Annotated in this window: 20 protein-coding genes and 2 pseudogenes; 4 read left to right on the top strand and 18 right to left on the bottom strand. The window is 52.9% G+C overall.

What is annotated here, in order from left to right; translation table 11 throughout:
* The first annotated feature begins 76 nt into the window (after positions 1–76).
* From ACQ4N9_RS24520 to ACQ4N9_RS24510, 3 genes are all read left to right on the top strand, one after another.
* Positions 77–484: a DUF2946 domain-containing protein gene (locus ACQ4N9_RS24520; RefSeq protein WP_125858304.1), complete on the top strand. Its 408-nt coding sequence runs from the start codon at positions 77–79 to the stop codon at positions 482–484.
* A gap of 72 nt (positions 485–556) precedes the next feature.
* Entirely contained in the window at positions 557–2,710 is a 2,154-nt protein-coding gene (locus tag ACQ4N9_RS24515) for a TonB-dependent receptor (RefSeq protein ID WP_390971215.1), read from the top strand.
* Positions 2,711–2,747: 37 nt separating this feature from the next.
* Positions 2,748–3,026 carry a DUF3077 domain-containing protein gene (locus ACQ4N9_RS24510; RefSeq protein ID WP_258646627.1) on the top strand — a complete coding sequence of 93 codons (279 nt, stop codon included), beginning with the start codon at positions 2,748–2,750 and terminating at the stop codon, positions 3,024–3,026.
* 89 nt (positions 3,027–3,115) lie between these two features.
* Here ACQ4N9_RS24510 and ACQ4N9_RS24505 read toward each other — a convergent pair whose 3' ends face one another.
* From ACQ4N9_RS24505 to ACQ4N9_RS24485, 5 genes are all read right to left on the bottom strand, one after another.
* On the bottom strand, positions 3,116–3,412 hold the full coding sequence (locus tag ACQ4N9_RS24505) for a hypothetical protein (protein ID WP_390971217.1): 297 nt from the start codon (positions 3,410–3,412) through the stop codon (positions 3,116–3,118).
* A gap of 168 nt (positions 3,413–3,580) precedes the next feature.
* Positions 3,581–4,177 carry a hypothetical protein gene (locus ACQ4N9_RS24500; protein WP_390971219.1) on the bottom strand — a complete coding sequence of 199 codons (597 nt, stop codon included), beginning with the start codon at positions 4,175–4,177 and terminating at the stop codon, positions 3,581–3,583.
* Positions 4,178–4,310: 133 nt separating this feature from the next.
* Positions 4,311–4,901, bottom strand: coding sequence for a hypothetical protein (locus ACQ4N9_RS24495; protein ID WP_430933917.1), 591 nt, complete (start codon positions 4,899–4,901; stop codon positions 4,311–4,313).
* Positions 4,902–5,044: 143 nt separating this feature from the next.
* Positions 5,045–5,437, bottom strand: a complete 393-nt coding sequence (locus ACQ4N9_RS24490; protein ID WP_390971223.1) for an Imm50 family immunity protein — start codon at positions 5,435–5,437, stop codon at positions 5,045–5,047.
* Between the two features lie 248 nt (positions 5,438–5,685).
* Positions 5,686–5,964, bottom strand: a complete 279-nt coding sequence (locus ACQ4N9_RS24485; protein ID WP_390971225.1) for a hypothetical protein — start codon at positions 5,962–5,964, stop codon at positions 5,686–5,688.
* Between the two features lie 81 nt (positions 5,965–6,045).
* Here ACQ4N9_RS24485 and ACQ4N9_RS24480 point away from each other — a divergent pair.
* Positions 6,046–6,162 (top strand): annotated as a pseudogene (locus ACQ4N9_RS24480) (IS5/IS1182 family transposase); the annotation flags it as partial.
* A 244-nt stretch (positions 6,163–6,406) separates the two neighbouring features.
* Here the strand turns inward: ACQ4N9_RS24480 and ACQ4N9_RS24475 are convergent.
* The 13 genes and pseudogenes from ACQ4N9_RS24475 to ACQ4N9_RS24415 form a co-directional block, all read right to left on the bottom strand.
* Positions 6,407–6,868, bottom strand: coding sequence for a hypothetical protein (locus tag ACQ4N9_RS24475; RefSeq protein WP_258646189.1), 462 nt, complete (start codon positions 6,866–6,868; stop codon positions 6,407–6,409).
* Positions 6,869–7,031: 163 nt separating this feature from the next.
* The gene (locus ACQ4N9_RS24470) at positions 7,032–7,415 is read right to left on the bottom strand and encodes a hypothetical protein (RefSeq protein ID WP_390971227.1); all 384 of its coding nucleotides are present in this window, start codon (positions 7,413–7,415) and stop codon (positions 7,032–7,034) included.
* A gap of 36 nt (positions 7,416–7,451) precedes the next feature.
* Positions 7,452–7,826 carry a hypothetical protein gene (locus ACQ4N9_RS24465; protein ID WP_258646186.1) on the bottom strand — a complete coding sequence of 125 codons (375 nt, stop codon included), beginning with the start codon at positions 7,824–7,826 and terminating at the stop codon, positions 7,452–7,454.
* A 161-nt stretch (positions 7,827–7,987) separates the two neighbouring features.
* On the bottom strand, positions 7,988–8,425 hold the full coding sequence (locus ACQ4N9_RS24460) for a hypothetical protein (RefSeq protein ID WP_258646184.1): 438 nt from the start codon (positions 8,423–8,425) through the stop codon (positions 7,988–7,990).
* Positions 8,426–8,757: 332 nt separating this feature from the next.
* Positions 8,758–9,147: an Imm50 family immunity protein gene (locus ACQ4N9_RS24455; RefSeq protein WP_390971231.1), complete on the bottom strand. Its 390-nt coding sequence runs from the start codon at positions 9,145–9,147 to the stop codon at positions 8,758–8,760.
* Between the two features lie 184 nt (positions 9,148–9,331).
* Complete coding sequence (locus ACQ4N9_RS24450; protein ID WP_258646181.1) at positions 9,332–9,838, bottom strand: hypothetical protein; 507 nt, start codon at positions 9,836–9,838, stop codon at positions 9,332–9,334.
* Positions 9,839–9,896: 58 nt separating this feature from the next.
* On the bottom strand, positions 9,897–10,154 hold the full coding sequence (locus tag ACQ4N9_RS24445) for a hypothetical protein (protein WP_390971233.1): 258 nt from the start codon (positions 10,152–10,154) through the stop codon (positions 9,897–9,899).
* Between the two features lie 254 nt (positions 10,155–10,408).
* Positions 10,409–10,654 carry a hypothetical protein gene (locus ACQ4N9_RS24440; RefSeq protein WP_258646177.1) on the bottom strand — a complete coding sequence of 82 codons (246 nt, stop codon included), beginning with the start codon at positions 10,652–10,654 and terminating at the stop codon, positions 10,409–10,411.
* A 158-nt stretch (positions 10,655–10,812) separates the two neighbouring features.
* On the bottom strand, positions 10,813–11,196 hold the full coding sequence (locus ACQ4N9_RS24435) for a hypothetical protein (protein WP_258646176.1): 384 nt from the start codon (positions 11,194–11,196) through the stop codon (positions 10,813–10,815).
* A 36-nt stretch (positions 11,197–11,232) separates the two neighbouring features.
* A complete protein-coding gene (locus ACQ4N9_RS24430; protein WP_390971236.1) occupies positions 11,233–11,607 on the bottom strand; it encodes a hypothetical protein in 375 nt (124 codons plus the stop codon).
* 501 nt (positions 11,608–12,108) lie between these two features.
* Positions 12,109–12,612, bottom strand: coding sequence for a DUF4265 domain-containing protein (locus tag ACQ4N9_RS24425; protein ID WP_258646174.1), 504 nt, complete (start codon positions 12,610–12,612; stop codon positions 12,109–12,111).
* Positions 12,613–12,627: 15 nt separating this feature from the next.
* Entirely contained in the window at positions 12,628–17,232 is a 4,605-nt protein-coding gene (locus ACQ4N9_RS24420; protein ID WP_390971238.1) for an RHS repeat-associated core domain-containing protein, read from the bottom strand.
* A pseudogene (locus tag ACQ4N9_RS24415) lies at positions 17,229–17,907 on the bottom strand (type VI secretion system tip protein VgrG); the annotation flags it as partial. The pseudogene ACQ4N9_RS24415 and the gene ACQ4N9_RS24420, both read right to left, overlap by 4 nt.

The following is a 17,907-nucleotide window of genomic DNA, read 5'->3' as shown; positions in this document are numbered from 1 at the left end:
AAACGACACCGCCTGCGACAATCCACCACACCAAGCCGAAACCCGGTGAAACCCTCCAAATGGTAGATTCGCCGCCATGAAAACCACTCGTCGGACACGCTCGCTGACCGCATGGACGCTCTACGCCAGCGTCCTGTTCAGCCTGTTGCTGTGTGGTTTGCACCATGGCCAGATGACCGGCCTGCGCCTGTCCGGCCTGGAAGGCGGCTACTGCAGCATGGACAGCGGCCATGGCCCGGCCATCGACCTGGACGGCGGCGGTGGCGACCAGCACATGGCCCAGCTCGACTGCCCGGTGTGCTCCTCGTTCGCCATGGCCGTGCCACTGAGCAGCGCCGGCTGGACCTTCTCCGCCACCCATGGCCAGGCCCCGGCGCCGATCGTCACCCGCAGCTGGGGGCAACCGCCGCCACGCTACCTGCGCCACGCCATCAACCCCCGCGCCTCCCCTGCCCCGTTCCCCGCAGCAGAACACTTCGCCTGACCCTGGCAGGCGCGCCCGTGCGCGCGCCTGTGGGCCGGGCCTGCCAAGACCTTTGCGTGGAACCCTTACAACATGATCCGCAACACCTCTTTGGTGCTCGTGCTGAGCGCCACCTGCCACTGTGCCTGGGCGCAAGGCGCGCCTGTCGAACTGTCCGCCACCACCGTCGATGGCGAGCGTGAAGCGCCCAGCGGCGTGCAACTGGACACCCCGATCGCCACGGGCTCGCGCCTGGGCCTGACGGCGCGGGAAACCCCAGCCTCGGTGAGCGTCGCGGACCGCCGGGTGATCGAGCAGCGCGACGCCCGCGACACCCAGGAAGTAATCAATGCCATGACCGGCGTGAACGCCTCGGCCAACCCCGGTTACGGTGGCTTCGTCACCTACCGCGGCTTCACCCAGAACCAGGTGACCCAGCTCTACAACGGCATCAACCTGGGCTACAGCAGCGCCACCCGGCCGGTGGACGCCTGGGTGATCGACCGTGTCGAACTGCTCGGCGGGCCGTCGTCGTTCCTGCATGGCGCCGGCGCCGTGGGCGGCTCGATCAACTACATCAGCAAGCTGGCCAGCCGCGACCAGCAGACCGTCGACGGGCGTATCCGCTACGGCAGCTACGACGCCGCCGAATATGCCTTCGGCATCAACCAGGCGCTGGCCGCCAACCCGGCCGACGCCCGCCACTTCGCCCGTCTGGACTTCAGCCGCAGCCAGGGCAACGGCTACATCGACCGCAATGAACGGCAGACCGACAGCCTGGCGTTCTCGCTGCTCAGCGACCTGACCCCCGATCTGACCCACACCCTGGCGCTGGAGTACCAGGAGGACAAGGAAGACAGCCCCTACTGGGGCTCGCCGATCCTGCCTGGGCGCAGCACCATGAAGATCGACAAGAGCCGGCGCTTCGAGAACTACAACGTCGCCGACGGCCGCTACGAGCAGCGGGTGCGCTGGCTGCGCTCGATGCTCGACTACCAGGTCAGCGACAGCACCAGCCTGCACAACACCCTGTACCAGTACGAGGCCCAGCGCGACTACCGCAACCTGGAGCGCTACCGCTACAACAACGCGGGCAATGTGACGCGCTCCAGCCCCTACCTGCAGCGCCACCAGCAGAGCGTGCTGGGCAACCGCCTCGAGCTGCGCCACGACAACAGCCTGTTCGGCCTGGCCAGCCAGTGGTCGGCGGGGCTGGACTGGTCGCAGATGCGCCAGAGCCTGTACCCGAAATCGGGCAGCTGGAGCGACACGGTCAACCCGGACCACTTCGACCCCGGCAGCTTCTACGCCATCCCCGGCGTGAATACCGGGCTGAGCAAGCAACGCCGGCACGAAACCACCAACCGCGCGCTGTTCGCCGAGAACCGCCTGCAACTGACTGACCGCCTGGCACTGCTGACCGCCCTGCGGTATGACTACCTGGACATGCAGGTGACCAACTACGGCGCCGTCACGCCCACCGCGCCGGCCTACTTCGAACGCCGCTGGGAGCCGCTGTCCGGGCGGGCCGGCCTGACCTATGCGCTGACCCCGGCGGCCAGCGTCTATGTGCAGTACAGCACCGCCGCCGATTTGCCGGCAGGCTCCCTGGCGGCGGCGACCTACTCCAACGTTGGCCTGTTCGATTTGTCCAAGGGCGAGCAATGGGAGGCCGGCAGCAAGTTCGACTTCCTCGATGGCCGGGGTGCGGCGACGGTGGCGGTGTACCAGATCGTGCGCAAGGATTTTGCAGTGACCGATTCGAGCAACCCCAACCAGTCGGTGCAAGCCGGCCAGCAGACTTCGCGCGGCATCGAGCTGTCCGGGCGTTTGCAGGTCACGCCGAAGCTGTTGGCCGAGGCCAACTATGCCTACGTGCATGCGCGGTATGACGAGTTCAACGAGGCGGTGGCCGGCAAGTCGGTGTCCCGCGAGGGCAATGCGCCGGTCAACGTGCCGGCCAACGTTGGCAACCTGTGGCTGACCTACAGCTTCACCCCGGACTGGTCGGCGGGGGTGGATGCACGTTATGTCGATTCGGTGTATGCCGACAATGCCAACAGCCTGGAAGCGCCTGCCTATACCCTGTTCGGCGCCTTCGCCCGCTACCGGGTGGACGCGCATACCACGCTGACCGCGCGGGTGCGTAACTTGACCGATGAGGTGTATGCCAAGCAGGCGTACAACACCCAGTACTACATGGGGGATCCGAGGACGTTTGAGGTGGCGATGGATGTGCGGTTCTAGGTGTTCGGTCCCAGAGAGTCATGGTGCGCTGGCAACGATCACTTCAGGGAGGCATCACGATGACGACACGAAAACCACCGTCGGCAAGACCAAGTTCTACCAAGGCGAAGGGATGACCGACCCGCTGTTCTGTATCGAACCCGGCATCCCTTGCCAGCATGCCCGTGACCAGGCATCGGAGCTAATGGGCTGCGTACGCGACCTGACCATCACCGGGATCATGGAAGAGAAACCCCAACTGCTTTGGGCGTCGTATTACCTGAGCGCGCTGGCCAAGGCGTTGATGGATGATGCTGAGTTGGGGGTGAAGCACTGAGCGGGGCTGTGCCAGGGCGTCGGCGTGGTGGCGCCCTGGCAATTGCGTTGGGCGCTGCTCGCACCAAAAATGCCTGGGCTCGCCTCTGATCACTTGATACAGATGTCTCTAGCACAGTCGGTCAAATGATCGGCTGCTTGGTAGATTTCGTTTCGCTCATCGCTGTCATACAGATCGGCGCTGCTGGTCATCGCACCCCACATGTCTAAAAAGATCTCAGCGAGGTTCTTGGGAATGGTGTTCTGGTTATCCAACCTTTCCTTGATTTGCTTCAATAGCCCCATCAGTTCCTGATGCATTACGTCATTGAAGCCACGCTTCTCACGCAACTGCAGGTCGAATTCCAGCCACTTCTCGATAAAGATCTTGATCAACTGATCATTCATATACTGATTTCCTGAGGTCGAAAAATCGTGTTTGAGGACAGCGGTACATGACCAGCGGTCAAAAGTCTATGCCACCTGGCTAACTCCGATCGCTCCCCCTCTTCAGCCCACGCCTTTTACTTCCCCGTCCAAACGATGTCCCTACGAGCGCCCACGAATAAGTCAATGCTAACCATAAAAATAGTCAACAAACCTATTGAAATTATCCGCCCCCAGAATGGGCTCCACATCCTTCTCCAACCTCTGCATGAAGCTATCCACCACCCCATCATCATCAAACACATCAAAAATATTATACTCGCCATACACGATCTCAATGAGCTTCGCCAGCGCAAGTAAAAAATCCGCAATCGAATCTGAGATCATGAACGGGGCCAAAGTGTCATAACCAGCATAAATTGGCGTTCCAACTTCTTCAGTCATAGCGACTATAGGCTTTCCACCCCCACTATCATCCATAATCACCACATACCCTTTGGGCCAAGCAGGATTAAGTATTAGCCCTGATGCGGTATTGAACCAACGATATCCGACTTGCGCCTTATTCAAAGTCTCCAACCCAGCTAATTTCAGTGGAATGAGCCCTGTTTCCACCTTGACATCCTCTGGCTCACACTCATTAAAAAAAGCGTTCAGCTCAATAGACGTAGGCAGATCAACTGGCCAAATATTTCCAGCTCTCTTCCCAGCACTAAATCTGCCAGACAAGTCAAATCTGGCATGAGCAAACTTCAGCACCTCAAACGCATCACTTAAATTACTCATATCAGCCTCCAATCTAAACACCACCAAAGTTACATCTCCCCTTCAACCCCGATGAGCGCCTTGCTTAGGCAGCAATTAAAATCAAAAATCAATCTTTCACACCCCTCCCTTTTTTGCAGTTTAAAACACCCACTCAAATCTCATCACCCACTACAACATTAAAGCTGCCACTTCGAGAGCAATGGTTCAAAAACTCACGACATATCCCATCATCAGAATTAAGTGCAATACACCCAAAGCCAATGTCATCATGAGGATAGATAGCAACACTCAACAATGGATCAATATAAAACCCAACCTGCCCTACCACACCCGTATGGCACATCAACAATTTTGAAATAGCTGTAAAATCCGAGCGTTCAAAACTCAGACTAAGTGAGCTCACGGGCAAGCAAGTCTCTCCATAGAGATAACACTCGAAACTTTCAGACATTGGCAAAAGCAACCTCTTTTCCTTCATCTCCTCATACAGATGTTGATACCTTCTAATCACCTCATCATCTTCCTCTCTCTCATCATCGAATGAAAGAGCTGTAACAACCACACCTCTCTCACTTTTTGACCGAAAGAAACTTTCAAACAAATCAACCGCCTCATCTACTAATGCGTATGAAAACTCCTTATTTTTCTCAAAGTACCCCACCCAACTGGCCGAGGTACTGAAACCACCAAAATTAATGTCCCCAAACGAAAAACCACTCGTCAACTTTGATAAGTTTCCCATCACTCATGCCCACAGTTGTTTTTGCGTTTGCCTAGGTTGAGACCTGCCTGTGTCAATCTTACACTCACCTTGCCTGTCACTATATAAAGGCGACAAAATAATTGGTTGACCTGCCATTCTGGCCTACCCATTTCTGGACAAATTCAAGGTTCTCCAATGAGGCCATAATTGATACTCTCCACACGAGCCCAATCGTACGAAAATTCTAGCCGGCATTGATTTTCGAAGTTAAGCCTCAGTCCTTCCCTGCCATCCAAAAGGAAGCCCGACGTTTCTAGAACAATATTTCCCCTTCCCCACTTGGAAAAACTCAAAACCTCCACCGCGCCAAATGAAATTTGCACATGCACAACGTCATATACGCTCGGCCATCTTGAAGGTTTTTTCAGTGGTTTCTCCTTCGTCATGAACCTAACAAAAATCGATGGCCCGTCCTGTTTAAATACAACCTCCAGCACTTCAGCGCCAACAAATGAAGGAATTTCATCATACATGGCTGTTAATGCCTGCGGATTCATAAATCGAACTACACTCATTATTTTCCGCCCCGACAGTTAAAGCAATAATGATCATGCATTCTATCAACACATCCCGACCCTGGATTATCTACAAGTTAAAAAATTGGACATACTTATTCCTTCCAGCCTAACTCTAAGCCACCCCGTTTCGTATGCTCAACACATTTTCTGCAAACTCGATCAGATCAAGAGAATAAACCCCCTCCTTTACTCTTCAAACCATGGATGACCCGACAATAGCATTAATGACTTCGACCTTGTCACACCTAGTCACCATCAGCCATCAAGACCTCACCTTCCTCAGCAGACACCCTTAGAAAACATACAAACCCCACAACCTTATCTTCGCTGTCTTTTGTTAAAAAATTGATCAATATTCTCTGATGCTCTGGATAAACCCGCGTCTTACCATACGGGTCTATATAGACCCCTGTCTTTTGTTTAAGATCCAAAAAAGCAGGCTCAAAAAACTTAAAATCCCTATCATGAATCATAAAGGAGGGTTTATCACCCTGATCATCTGACAAGTAAGAAATATCCAACATGACTAATCACTTAAAAATGCCGCGGGCAAGATGTGATGACTTTACCCTTTACAGGATCATATGCAGTGACAGGTCGTTTTAGTGGAGCACCCGTCCCAGGTAGTCAAACGCCAGCTAGGCTATGTGAAGACTCGTTTTCGCGGTTTGGCCAAGATCACGGCGCAACTGACTACGTTATTCACGCGTTCGAATCTATGAATGGTGCGTCGGCAATTATTCAGCGCTGCGGGAGAGGTGCGCCTGTAGCGGATCAGAGCCTGGCCAAAGCCCTAGGTTTTAATTGGTCTGATACGGTCTAGACGATTCTTATTACGCGCTCCGGCCTACTTTATCGGAGTTTCTCTAGTTCTCCTAAAGCCTGACTTCTCTCCCAGCTTCGCCTGCTCGATGCTTTTCGAAAATTCGTTCAGAGCAGCAAAATAAATCTACTCCAGTAGCTTCGTTACCTTAACCCACCAACATATAACTCTTCGAAAACAACATTATCATCCAAATCAGAGAAATGATTAAAATCGTCAATGTTATCTGGCATGCCGTAGTAAATCAGATAATTTCGATCCACAACCAAATAGCCATTTACCAACTCCTGCCTTTTGGAGACACTTTTTAGCTCCCCAGCAGTTATTCCTGGAAAAAGCCGCCCATCAAAGTTTCCGCTATATGGAGGCTTGCACCACAAGGAAGATATTTTTCCGTCATCCTTGGCTACAAATGAAACTACCCCTCCACTTACTTCATAGTGCACGAACCTAACACCAAAATTCTCAAATTCGAAAATTCTCACATCAAAGGTATCAGCGATGCAATAAAAAACCTCTTCTGCACAATCACCTAAGGAAACCCCACCAATCGACCTGCCAGGAACTATATCGGAGTCCAAACTAAATACATTATTCTTTTTCATTGTCCACGAACTGACTATTGCCCATCAGTCTCCTCGTTAGATCGCCTATTGAGTAGGAATGCGCTCTTCAGTCGATATCGCCTAAGCTCCGTGGCCCTTCGGCCCCGTCTAAGCAGAGATTAGAGTGAACAAATAAATGCGCCCCTGCCCCTCTCCAAATCTTCTATTTAACCTCCAACACCTCGACAGCCTTGCCAATAACATAGCAATCGCTACGCCGTCTAATGGCATCCAGCGTTATCGGAATATCCAAAAAATCACAACCAAACGCTATGCAGTAGCCTCCTACTCCAGTGGGCGAAAACATGACCTTTTCGGCGATCTCATTACTGCGCCCGCCCAAAAAATCTGATCGAACCTCCAAAGCATCGAAGATTTTTAATTCAACCCTGCACTTTCCAGCCAAGCCGTTTAAAAATTGACTTTCCAAGCCAATTATAATATTCAACTTACCAGAACTTTGGCTCTCATATCTAAAAGACCTTATGCGTCCTCCCTGAAAACCGTGGCACCCATCAAAAAAACTCAAAACATCTTTGAACAACATATCACCCCCAAACCTCTCCACACTACCTCACACCACTCATACACACTCCACAACTTCAACCGACCGCCCAACCACATAGCAAAAACTGTACCTCCGAATATTTTCAATAGACATCGAGTCAAGACCAAAATCTCCACTCACCTCCAGACACAACTCCTCTCCAAGGTCTACAAGTTTAACTTTCGAATTAACAACAACCGGAATTACTGTCGAACGCACTTCGCTCACACCCCGAACCCATATTTCTACACCCCTCCAAACATTACCTTCCAAATTATAATTTCGCGCATACAACTCAAGCCTTATAGAACAGGCGCCATCATCCGAAAAAACATACTCAAACGCTTTCAACACCCCATCATCAAAGCCATAGTACTCATCAAAAACTTTCTGCACGTCATTTGAAGCCATACCTAATCCATAATTTTTTCGATGGCTGCGTGCCCGGTGGAGTTACGCAAAAAAAGGCGACAAAGAAAGTGGACGGATTTATTACCACCAATCAAAATAGGTAAAATAAATCCGCCCCCATTATACTAAACACCTAAAGTACAAGCTCAACCAAAAATACATCAATCGGCCGCTATCGCACCATCTGTATACTCAATGACATACCAGTTAACTGCTATAAGAAAGTCACCATCTTCATTTGACACAAAGTACTCCATGCCATAACTATCCTCCATCAACCTTGATATATCCCTAACATCATCAACCACCACAACAACATTTTTATTTGATGCATTTTGTTCAAAAAATATCCAGCCCGCCCCAGGTTTAACTGATGAGAAAAATACAAACTCGTTTTCGTCAGTCGGCAACTTAGCGGTGCCCTCACCAATACTCAAGTGCCCAGCCCTCTTCCAGGGCTTGTATTTTTCCAACACAAACGATGTGTATTTTTCTGCTATAACCTCGTCAACTAGGTGCGCTTTAACCCCTAATCGACCTGCAGCACTCAATAGTTCATCAGCATGACAAAACTTATGAGTCGTCATCTTTGAAGTCACATTGCCGACACCTTAGAAAAGGGAACAAATATATTTTTCCCACTCTAATTTCAAGCCACCCTGCTTCGCCTGCCCGATAAATTTCCCGGCAACTCGATTAGAGCAAAAACAAACCTGTTCCACTTTATCGTTCAGGCCTGCTCAAACTCATCTTTTTCAGTTGCCGTCGCGTAAAACTCACCACCCTCAAAATTCTCATCAACACTGAAATTGATACAAGACCACCCAAACACTACTCATCTCGATTCCGCCCGAATAGAGAACAAACCCAAAAGCCCCCACCCCATCAACTAGCCAACAGTAGCCCCCTTAATATATTTTTTGCGCGCAACTCAATCCCACCTTATATCAATGTATGGAGTCACCCCCTCTACACTCACGTACTCAGATTCGCAACAAATCGACGCATCAAGTTCCTCAATAGAAATAGAGGCACTGCCAGGTGAACTATTAATTTTTGGAGTGCAGCAAAAATTTACCCTGACCAAATTCGACCTAAACTTTTTCACCCCTCCAAAATTCAACGTAACACTCATAGCATTATACCCTTGACCCTTCCACTTATCGGGGCACTTATCTGGAATCCCTTTAATCAAGAACGAGAAATACACCGAAGAGCTGTCATGAAATTTAAACCCAACCAGCTCGGCACCCTCCATATTTAAAACACCACCGAACATATGATCAACTTTAACTTTATTCAACGAATGCTTTAGCCACATAAATATACCTTAAGAAAAATATAGCACCCATGAAATCCTCGCACATACCCAGCATTTAGAATCTCTCCTCTTTCATAAGCCGGCCGCATATTGAAATGATCGTAGTTGTAATCGCTTGGATCAGCTTACCGTTCCAGGATAGGGAGGACTGGGTCTCGCTCCCTCGACCAAGCGGGTAGCGCACTCAGCCGTCACCACGGAGAACTTGCTCAATCATTTTCTTTGATTTCGTGCTTTTATCCTGTCGCCCAAGAATTTCTAATCCAAGCGCAATACCCTCTCGCCCCTGAGCAGTAGAGGTGTGGAATAAATTTTTAAAAAAATCAAATGCTTTTTGTGTTTCGTAGCAGCGAGCAACCAAGTCCCCAACATGCCAGCAGGTCTCTAAATTATTGTAATTCGAATAGTGAGCCACTATGGCGTGCAACGCACCTTCCTTTTGATTATCAGATATTGCATACATACAAACTTGAAAATTCAGAAAAAATATATGCATACCCTGCTTATTATAAAGCTCGGAATCAGAAAAAATGTCGAGCCAAAGACCAAAACAGGAATCTGGAATGTTTTCATAATGAGAAATCAAGTCATCGAATTTTTTCGCCTCGTCCAATATTTTTTTAGCGCCACCTTTTCCTGATATTTTGAAAAGTTCGCTCTTAATGGAAGCCAAATCTCTTGATGCCTTCATAGAAACCTCTTAAAAAACCGAGGCATGCATGACTGGGGAATTAGCGAATTTCAATGCTTTAGACCTTTAATTCATGCAAGTAGGACTCTAACATTTGAACCAGCTCGCTCTGAGAATAGTAAAACTCCTCTCCTGCACTCATACCTTGCATAAGATCTATTATTTCGTCCAATTTTAGATCACCATACCCGTAGGCCTGATAATCCAAAGCACTTTTAAACGCCCAATCAGCACAACGCTCAGGACTGTAAGGGTTTTCTCTTGCGACCAATAGCAACTGCTCAACAAATGCAATTTTGTTCTCAAGAACATTCATTAGCGCTACCTAAAACTCGATCTAATTTCCTTGCAATCTAGGGTAGCCAATCCCTTACCATTATCCGACTTAGCTGATGAATAATGAGGGGCATTTACAACATCACCATCGAGCATCTTGGGTTCAACCTCATTGAGTCCACCTTGATGATCATAGGTCTCCTCTGAAACTCGTACCTGACCTGTACTGGGATTGTATTCTGCAACATGCGAGCGCCTCGGATTGGCCCTTGTGTTCCTGCCAGTGCTTCTTCTTTATTTTCTGAGTTCAACAATCCATCTATCCAGATCCTCTTCAGTATACAGATACTCCCGTTCATTGGCGGGCAGATCGACTGCCCCTAATATCTTCAGATACTCGATCACGGAGTCACTTATCTTTAGATGATCATCATCAAAGATCTCAAAAGCCCACTCCGCAACTTCTCTTCTTTGCACCACTCCGGTAAGTAGACTTAAAATTTTCTCAATAACCTCAGTACGTGTCGGTTCAGCTCTCACCTTTACTTCCTAGCTAAATATTTTCCATTCTTGCCAAAAAAAGCCTATTGAATCGGACTGCGCTCTTCAGCCCATATCGCCCAAGCTCCGTGGCCCTTTGGCCCCGCCTAAGCAGAGATTAGAGTAAAAATCCGTTTCCTGTCCCTTCCCAAATTTTTCTATTTAACCTCCAACACCTCAACAGCCTTGCCAATAACATAGCAATCACTACGCCGTCTAATGGCATCCAGCGTCATTGGAATGTCCAAAAAATCACAACCAAACGCTATGCAGTAGCCTCCTACTCCGGAGGGCGAAAAAATGACCTTTTCGGCGATATCATTACTGCGCCCGCCCAAAAAATCTGATCGAACCTCCAAAGCATCGAAGATTTTTAATTCAACCCTACACTTTCCAGGCAAGCCGTTTAAAAATTGGCTTTCCAATCCAATTATAATATTCAACCTACCAGAGCTTTGGCTCTCATATCTAAAAGATCTTATGCGTCCTCCCTGAAAACCGTGGCATCCATCAAAAAAACTCACAACATCTTTGAACAACATATCACCCTCAAACCTTTCCACACTACTTCAGACCACTTATACACACTCCACAACTTCAACCGACCGCCCAATTACATAGCAAAAACTGTACCTCCGAATATTTTCAATAGACATCGAGTCAAGACCAAAATCTCCATTCACCTCCAGACACAATTCCCCTCCAAGGTCTACAAGTTTAACTTTCGAATTAACAACAACCGGAATCACTGTCGCACGCACTTCACTCACGCCCCGAACCAATATTTTTACATTTCTCCAAACATCATTTTCTAAACTATAATTTCGCGCATACAACTCAAGCCTTACAGAACAGGTGTCATCATCCGAGAAAATATACTCAAACGCCTTCAATACCCCGTCATCAAAGCCATAGTATTCATCAAGAACCTTCTGCACGTCATTTGAAGCCATTCCTACTCCATAATTTTTCGATGGCTACGTGCCCGTTGGAGTTACGCTAAAAAAGGTGCCCAAGAAGGGGGATAGATTTATTTCCCATACTCTAATTTCAAGCCACACTGGTTCGTATGCTCGATGCATTTCTTGGGAACTCGATCAGACCATGAACAATAAATATTTCCCCTTTACCCCTCAGCAATAGGCTATCCCCGGTAATTAACCCCGAGACAGGCTTTATCTCATAGCGATGAATTTTCAATTCATCAGAAATCCATTGTAACCAACCACAACTTCTCAGTAAGGATTATGATCAACTGATCATTCATATAGTGATTTCCGACATCGCCCAGTGCACCCACCAAGGCGATGATATTGCCGGCCACAGCCTTGGAATGTTCGAGGGTCACGAAACAGGCGCTGGTTGTCCGCAGCTTGATCTCGAACTCCTCCGCGCCTCGGCTAACATTCTCGCTCTGGACCTCAGCGCGGGTGACGTAAATGACTCGCCTAAACTCAGTGAGTCGCGCTAGTCAGCGTAGAGAGAGCAAAACATTCAAGAACTCTGCTCGAATCTATTCCCAGGTGCTGCAAACAAGCATCTTCATAAGAAATGAACTCATCATCCGCAATACTATTGAGATACTTATCAATAATCCTAAAGTCCACCTCGGGAGGAATATCAACAGGGAATAGTGAAAACTCCGAGCTAACAGAGCATACCCCTCCCCGCTCGGCTATCGCCTGGACAACTTCTAATTTACGGCGTTTTTCTTCTACATAAACCCTGAGAGTAGAGTGCCCGCCCTGTATGACCACCTCACTTACCACATACTCACCGCTTATATTCTCAACCTTGACCACATCCCCTTTACTTACACCATAAACATAATAAGGAACGTTATCCACCTTATATTGATTTACCCCAACTCTCTCACCCCAAATGGCCTCCGTGGAGACAGGAGGATAACCGTCCTCATCCGGGATCAGTTTAAAAATTAGCTTTTCATACGCATTCATTTGACACCCCAAATTTTAGCGCTGCACGCCCATTCTGTTCATTAATTTGAAATTATCTTTTGGCGTATCCGAAAAATCGCGATTGCACTTCCTGCACAGAATTTGAACATTACCTTCGCCATTATCACCACCTTTGGAGTCCGGTTCGATATGATCGAACTGCCTTTCATTGGTAGGTGGGGTCACTCCTCGCTGGCTCTTTTTACCTGGAACAACATCTGTTAAGCAATGCTCGCACTTCTCCGTGCCATGGTGCTGACGGTTCTCATTGGCAACCTTAGTCTTGACACCTTTGCTGATCCTAGCCAAACCGAGCGGGTCATACCACTCAATCGGATTAGAAGCGTAGATATAGAGATTCAATCCTCCCGCATAGCTGATAGGATCTTTGCTGATGAAACGTCCCGCAACCGGTTCATAGTAGCGATATCGGTTGTAATGCAATCCCGTCTCGTGATCGTGGTATTGCCCCTGGAAACGGAACGGATTGCCCAAGCCGTGCTGTTTGGCCCAGTCCGAGCGCTCTTCCCGGACTTCACCCCACACCTTGTACTGCCCCGCCCAAGCGATGTTGCCCTGCTCATCGGTCAGTTCCATGGGTGTACCGAGATGGTCGCATTGGTACCAAGCGATCGCTTCGAACGGCTGCGGCTTCACCTCGGTGTGCCACAACGTATCCTGATCGAAGTCATACTCGCGCTGGCTCCAGTCCGGTTGCTTGTGCAGGCGGATCGGGCTCTTGCGCAGGGCTTGGGCGACCGGAACAAAGCTGCCCGGCTCGTACAGATAGTGCACGGTGCGACCAGTATCGCCTTCATCTCGCGGCGGTGAGCTTTCCCATGCCAGGGTGTCGCCATCCCAACCGAACAAGGTAAAGCCGCAGCCCAACTCGCGTTGGCGTTTGGCCCTTTCCAACTGGTTCCAGCCAGTACCCGCTTCCGGTCGATCCCAGAAATGCGCCACCGAATGCTTGTGCAGGCGCCTGCCCAGGGCGTCATAGCTGTAGTCGACCTTGAGCTTGTCGTCGTTGTAGCTGGCCAGACGGTCGAACAGGTCCCAGGTGAAATGCGCATGTGCGCCGTTTTGCAGGCGGTGCACCAGGTTGCCGCGTTCGTCGTATTTGTAGTGGGTACCGGCATACTCGCGCAGCAGGTTGTCCATCAGCTTGTTGCGACGTGGATCCGCTTCAAGCGGACGGTTCAGTTCCTGGGTTTTCTGATCCAGCAGGTTACCGGCCGGGTCGAAGGCGAAGGTTTCCACGCCCAGGCGGCTGGTCGCTTGCAACAAGCGGCCGACTGGATCGTATTGATACTCCAGCTGACCACGACGAGTGTCATAGATATTAGTCAATTGCCCCGCAGCGTCATAACGGTACTGACGCTTGAGCAACGTGGACTGGCCGTCATGGCTGCCCAGCAGTTGCTCTTGCAAACGCCCGGCCGGGTCCCAGGCCTGGGTCTGCATCAACTTATTACCCTGATGCCGCACGATTTCGCGGTGCAGGTCATCGCGCTCGTAGGCCAGCATTTCGTGCTGGTCGAGCGTCATGCCGAGCAGGTGGCCGCTGCCGTAGGTCAGCCAACTGACCTTGTGGCCGTCCGGGCGGATGGTGGCGGTGCGCTGGTTGAGCGCGTCGTACTCGTGCTGCCACACCGCGACCATCGGCGTGCCAGTGGCCAAGTAGTGTTGGTGCTCGCGGGTCAGGTTGCCCGCCTCATCGAAGAACCATTGCAGCTTGCTGGCAGCGTTCACCGCTTGAACCAGTTGCCCATTGCCGTCGTAGGCAAAGGTTTCGCTCTGGCTTTGATCGCCCAGGCGGGCCGTACGCTCGCGCAATCGACCCATGCGGTCGAAGGTCAGGTCGATACGACGTTGACCGACCTGGGTGCTCGCCAACCGACCACTGTAGGGGTCGTACTGGTAGCGGGTGACCAGGCCATCGAAACCGGTCTCTTGCAGCAGCCGGCCGACCGGGTCGTAGAGGAAGTTGGCCTTGCTCTCGTTTTCGTTTTCCAGCCCGATCAAGCGACCGAGCTTGTCCCAGCGGTAGCGCAGGGTATGTTCCGCGGCATCGACGCGCTCGGCCAGCAGGCCGACAGCGTTGTAGGCCCAGGTGGTGCAGCGGTCGAGGGCATCGACGTGCGCCAGCAAGCGACCTTCGGCGTCGTAGTTGAAGCGTTCCTCGGTTTTGTCGGGATGGGTGACCTTGGCCAGTTGCCCGGCTTGGTATTCGTAAGTGGTCTTGTTACCCGCCGCATCGGCGAACTCAGCCAACTGGCCAAAGGCGTTGTACGTCCACTGGCTGGTCTTGCCGGAGCAGTCGGTGTATTCGAGCAACTGCCCGGCATCGTTGTAGGCAACTTTCTTCTCGTTACCGAGCGCGTCCTTGATCGCCTTGACCAACCCGGCCGGGGTGTAGGCGAACTCGGTCTTGTTGCCCAGCGGATCGATTGTCTCGACCAGGTTGCCGCGATCGTCATAGTCGCGTAGCCACAGCCCCCCTTCGGCGTCGCTGATCTTGGTCAACTGGTCCTGATCGTCGTAGGCGTAGTGCTCCACGCTGTGATCCGGGCGGATGTGCTTGAGCAGGTTGCTGCGCTCATCGTAGACGTAGCGGTCCTGACTGCCGTCGGGGTGGACGTGGCGGATGACATTCTTACGCACGTCACGGAACAGCCATTCATCCCGACCATCCGGGTACTTGATGCGGTAGGTGTAACCCTGCTGGTCGTAGTAGTGCCAGGTCTCCTGGCCATGGGCGTCGGTGACATAGGTCAGGCGGATGCGCTCATCCCATTCCAGACCCGTCTCATAGCTGCCGTCGTCGGCCCACTCGCGGATGGCCTTGGCGTGTGGGCCGCTGCCATCCCATTCGAGGTTGATGCCACGATTGGTGCGGTCGGTGTAGCGGGTGACCAAGTGGTGCTGGTACTGATAGCGCCAAGCGGCACCGTGTTCATCCTGTGCAGCGATCAGGTCGCCCTGGTCATCGTAATGGTAGGCGCACAGTTGACGTAAAGGCTTGCCATCGACTACCTGCCACAGTCCCTGGAGGTGGCCATGGTCGTCGAGCAAGGTGCCCAGTTGCAGGTGTACCTTGCTCGGGTCGTCATCCTGATAGGTGTTGATGTCCGACAGCACCGGCCGGTCGTGATGGCGGTGCTCGTAGTGCAGCATCGCCCCCGCGCCACTGCGCAACTGGATGTGCGTCAGGTAGAAGCGGTCACCATGGCGGGCGTAGGTCTCGCGACGGTCCAGGCCACGCAGCAGCACCAGTTGCTGCTCGGCGGTACGCACAAGGGTGAAGTACTCGATTGCATCATGGTGCGGCTTGCCCTGCTTAGGCAGCGGGTAGTCATGGCTACGGCCATCGTAGTCGTGGAACACCACACCTTGGTCGAGCACGTCGATGCAGGTGGTGAACTCGGTGAGCCAGCGGGCGCCGAGGCTGCCGTCATCCAGCTTGTCCAATCGTGAGTTGTAGGTCCGCGTCCACTCGACCGGGAACGGACCGGGCAAGCTGAAGTCGGTGTGCGATAGCGTTTCGCTGCCGAGGGCGAAGTTAATCTGCAGCTGCGTGCCAGCTGGCGCCTTGTTCTTGCAGCAACTCGGCGCGCCGGTTGCAGGCACTTGCGTAGTAATCGACTCGGTACGCCCTTCGGCCCCCTGCACCTTCGCTTCAGTGGTCTTGTTCTGCTTGACCACCGTGTCCTTGCCCTTGGGATTGCGCGCATGCCAGATCACACTGCTGTTGTGCAGGATGCGCCGCATGTTCTCGATCGAGTTCGGGTTGGCCGCACTGGACAGGCTCAGCAGCTTGCCGCTCATCTGCGGCCCAAGGGTGCGGAACTGCTTGGTGTAGGTGAGCACTTCCTGCTGCACCCGAGTGGGCACGGCGTTGCTCATGAGCGTGTTGGCCGCGCCCTTGCCCATCGCCGCGTAGGCATTGCTCAGCGCGCCGAAGGCGTTCTCGAAGGCCACCGATGGGTCGGACTTCCAGGTTTCGCTGACCTTCTGCGCCAGTTGCGCGGCCTTGTCGAGGTCGCCCTTGCTGTCGAGCTTGCCGAGGATGATCGCGTCGATGGCGTCGGCGGTGTTGTTGATCAGCTTTTCGCCGGTCTTGGCGGCTTCGGTGAGGATCGGGGTGAGTTGGCCTTCGGCGTCGGCGAGGAACTTGTCCAGCTCGCCGAGCAGGTCGGCGTTGAGGTGGCCGACGATGATCTCGATCAGCGAATCGCCGAGGATCTGCTTACCTTCCTGACGGGCCAGGGTCAGCATCGGCCGCAGCCCTTTGCGCGCGGCAGCCATGGTCGGCGGCGCCGGGATCACGCCGATCAGGTTGATGCCCAGGCTCACCCAATCCCACGGGTCGGGTTCCTTGGCTCTGGCCAGGCTGACGATATCGCCCACCGCATCCACCAGGGCGATGATGTTGCCGATCACCGGCAGCACCTCGGCGGTGTCCTTGAGCCGTTCGAGGTTGACGTAGCCGCCGCTGATCTCGCGCAGCCAGGCGTCGAACACGGCGGCGCCGCGGCTGACGTCGGCCATGCCGATCTGATCGAGGGGGACGACCGCCGCCTGGGCTGGACGTGATTTTTCAGAGGTATCGGCGGTCATGACATCAGTTCACTTGGCAGAAGATCGGTGACGGTGTTCAGGCTCGGGGCCTTGAAAGCGGGGAGCTTGGGCATCGCTGGCAGCTTGGGCAGGCTTGGCAGGCTGGCCATGGCGCCGGAGGCGGCCGGCAGCGCCGAGCTGGCGGTGCTGGCCAACTGCGGCAGGCCGGCGACGCCGCCTTTCAATGCGCCCTGTACCTGTTGCGCGGTCTGCATGGCGCCCTGCCCGGTCTTGAGCAGGCTCATGCCGCTCTTGGCCGCGTCCATGCCGCTGCCGGCCAGTTGCTTGGCCTTGTCGAACAGGCCGCCCTCGCCCTTGGGCAGCGGCAGCTTCTCGACCAGCGACTCCAGCTGGCTCGACAGGCTGTTGGGGTCTGGGGCCTGCACCGGCCACTCGACCTCGCCGATGTAGCTGCTCGGCGCCCAGGGCGGCGAGGGATCGCGGCCGAAGTTGACCCAGGCTGGCCCTGGCGCTGCGCCGGACACAGCCTTGAACCCCTGCCCGTCCAACGTGCCCTTGAGCAGCGTGCCCAGGGCATCGGTGACTTCGTAATCGCCGGCCTTGATGCCTTTGGTGTTGGCGTACAGGTTGAACAGCTCCAGCGCGCCCTTGCCCGGCTTGGGTGGCTCGGGGAAGGTGCCGGCCAGGCTCGCCGCGCCGATATGGGCGAACTGG

This window comes from Pseudomonas sp. ES1 (assembly GCF_050586605.1).
Lineage (GTDB): Bacteria > Pseudomonadota > Gammaproteobacteria > Pseudomonadales > Pseudomonadaceae > Aquipseudomonas > Aquipseudomonas sichuanensis.
The sequence above is the reverse complement of the archived record's forward strand: the minus strand, read 5'-3'. Positions and strand labels throughout refer to the sequence as shown.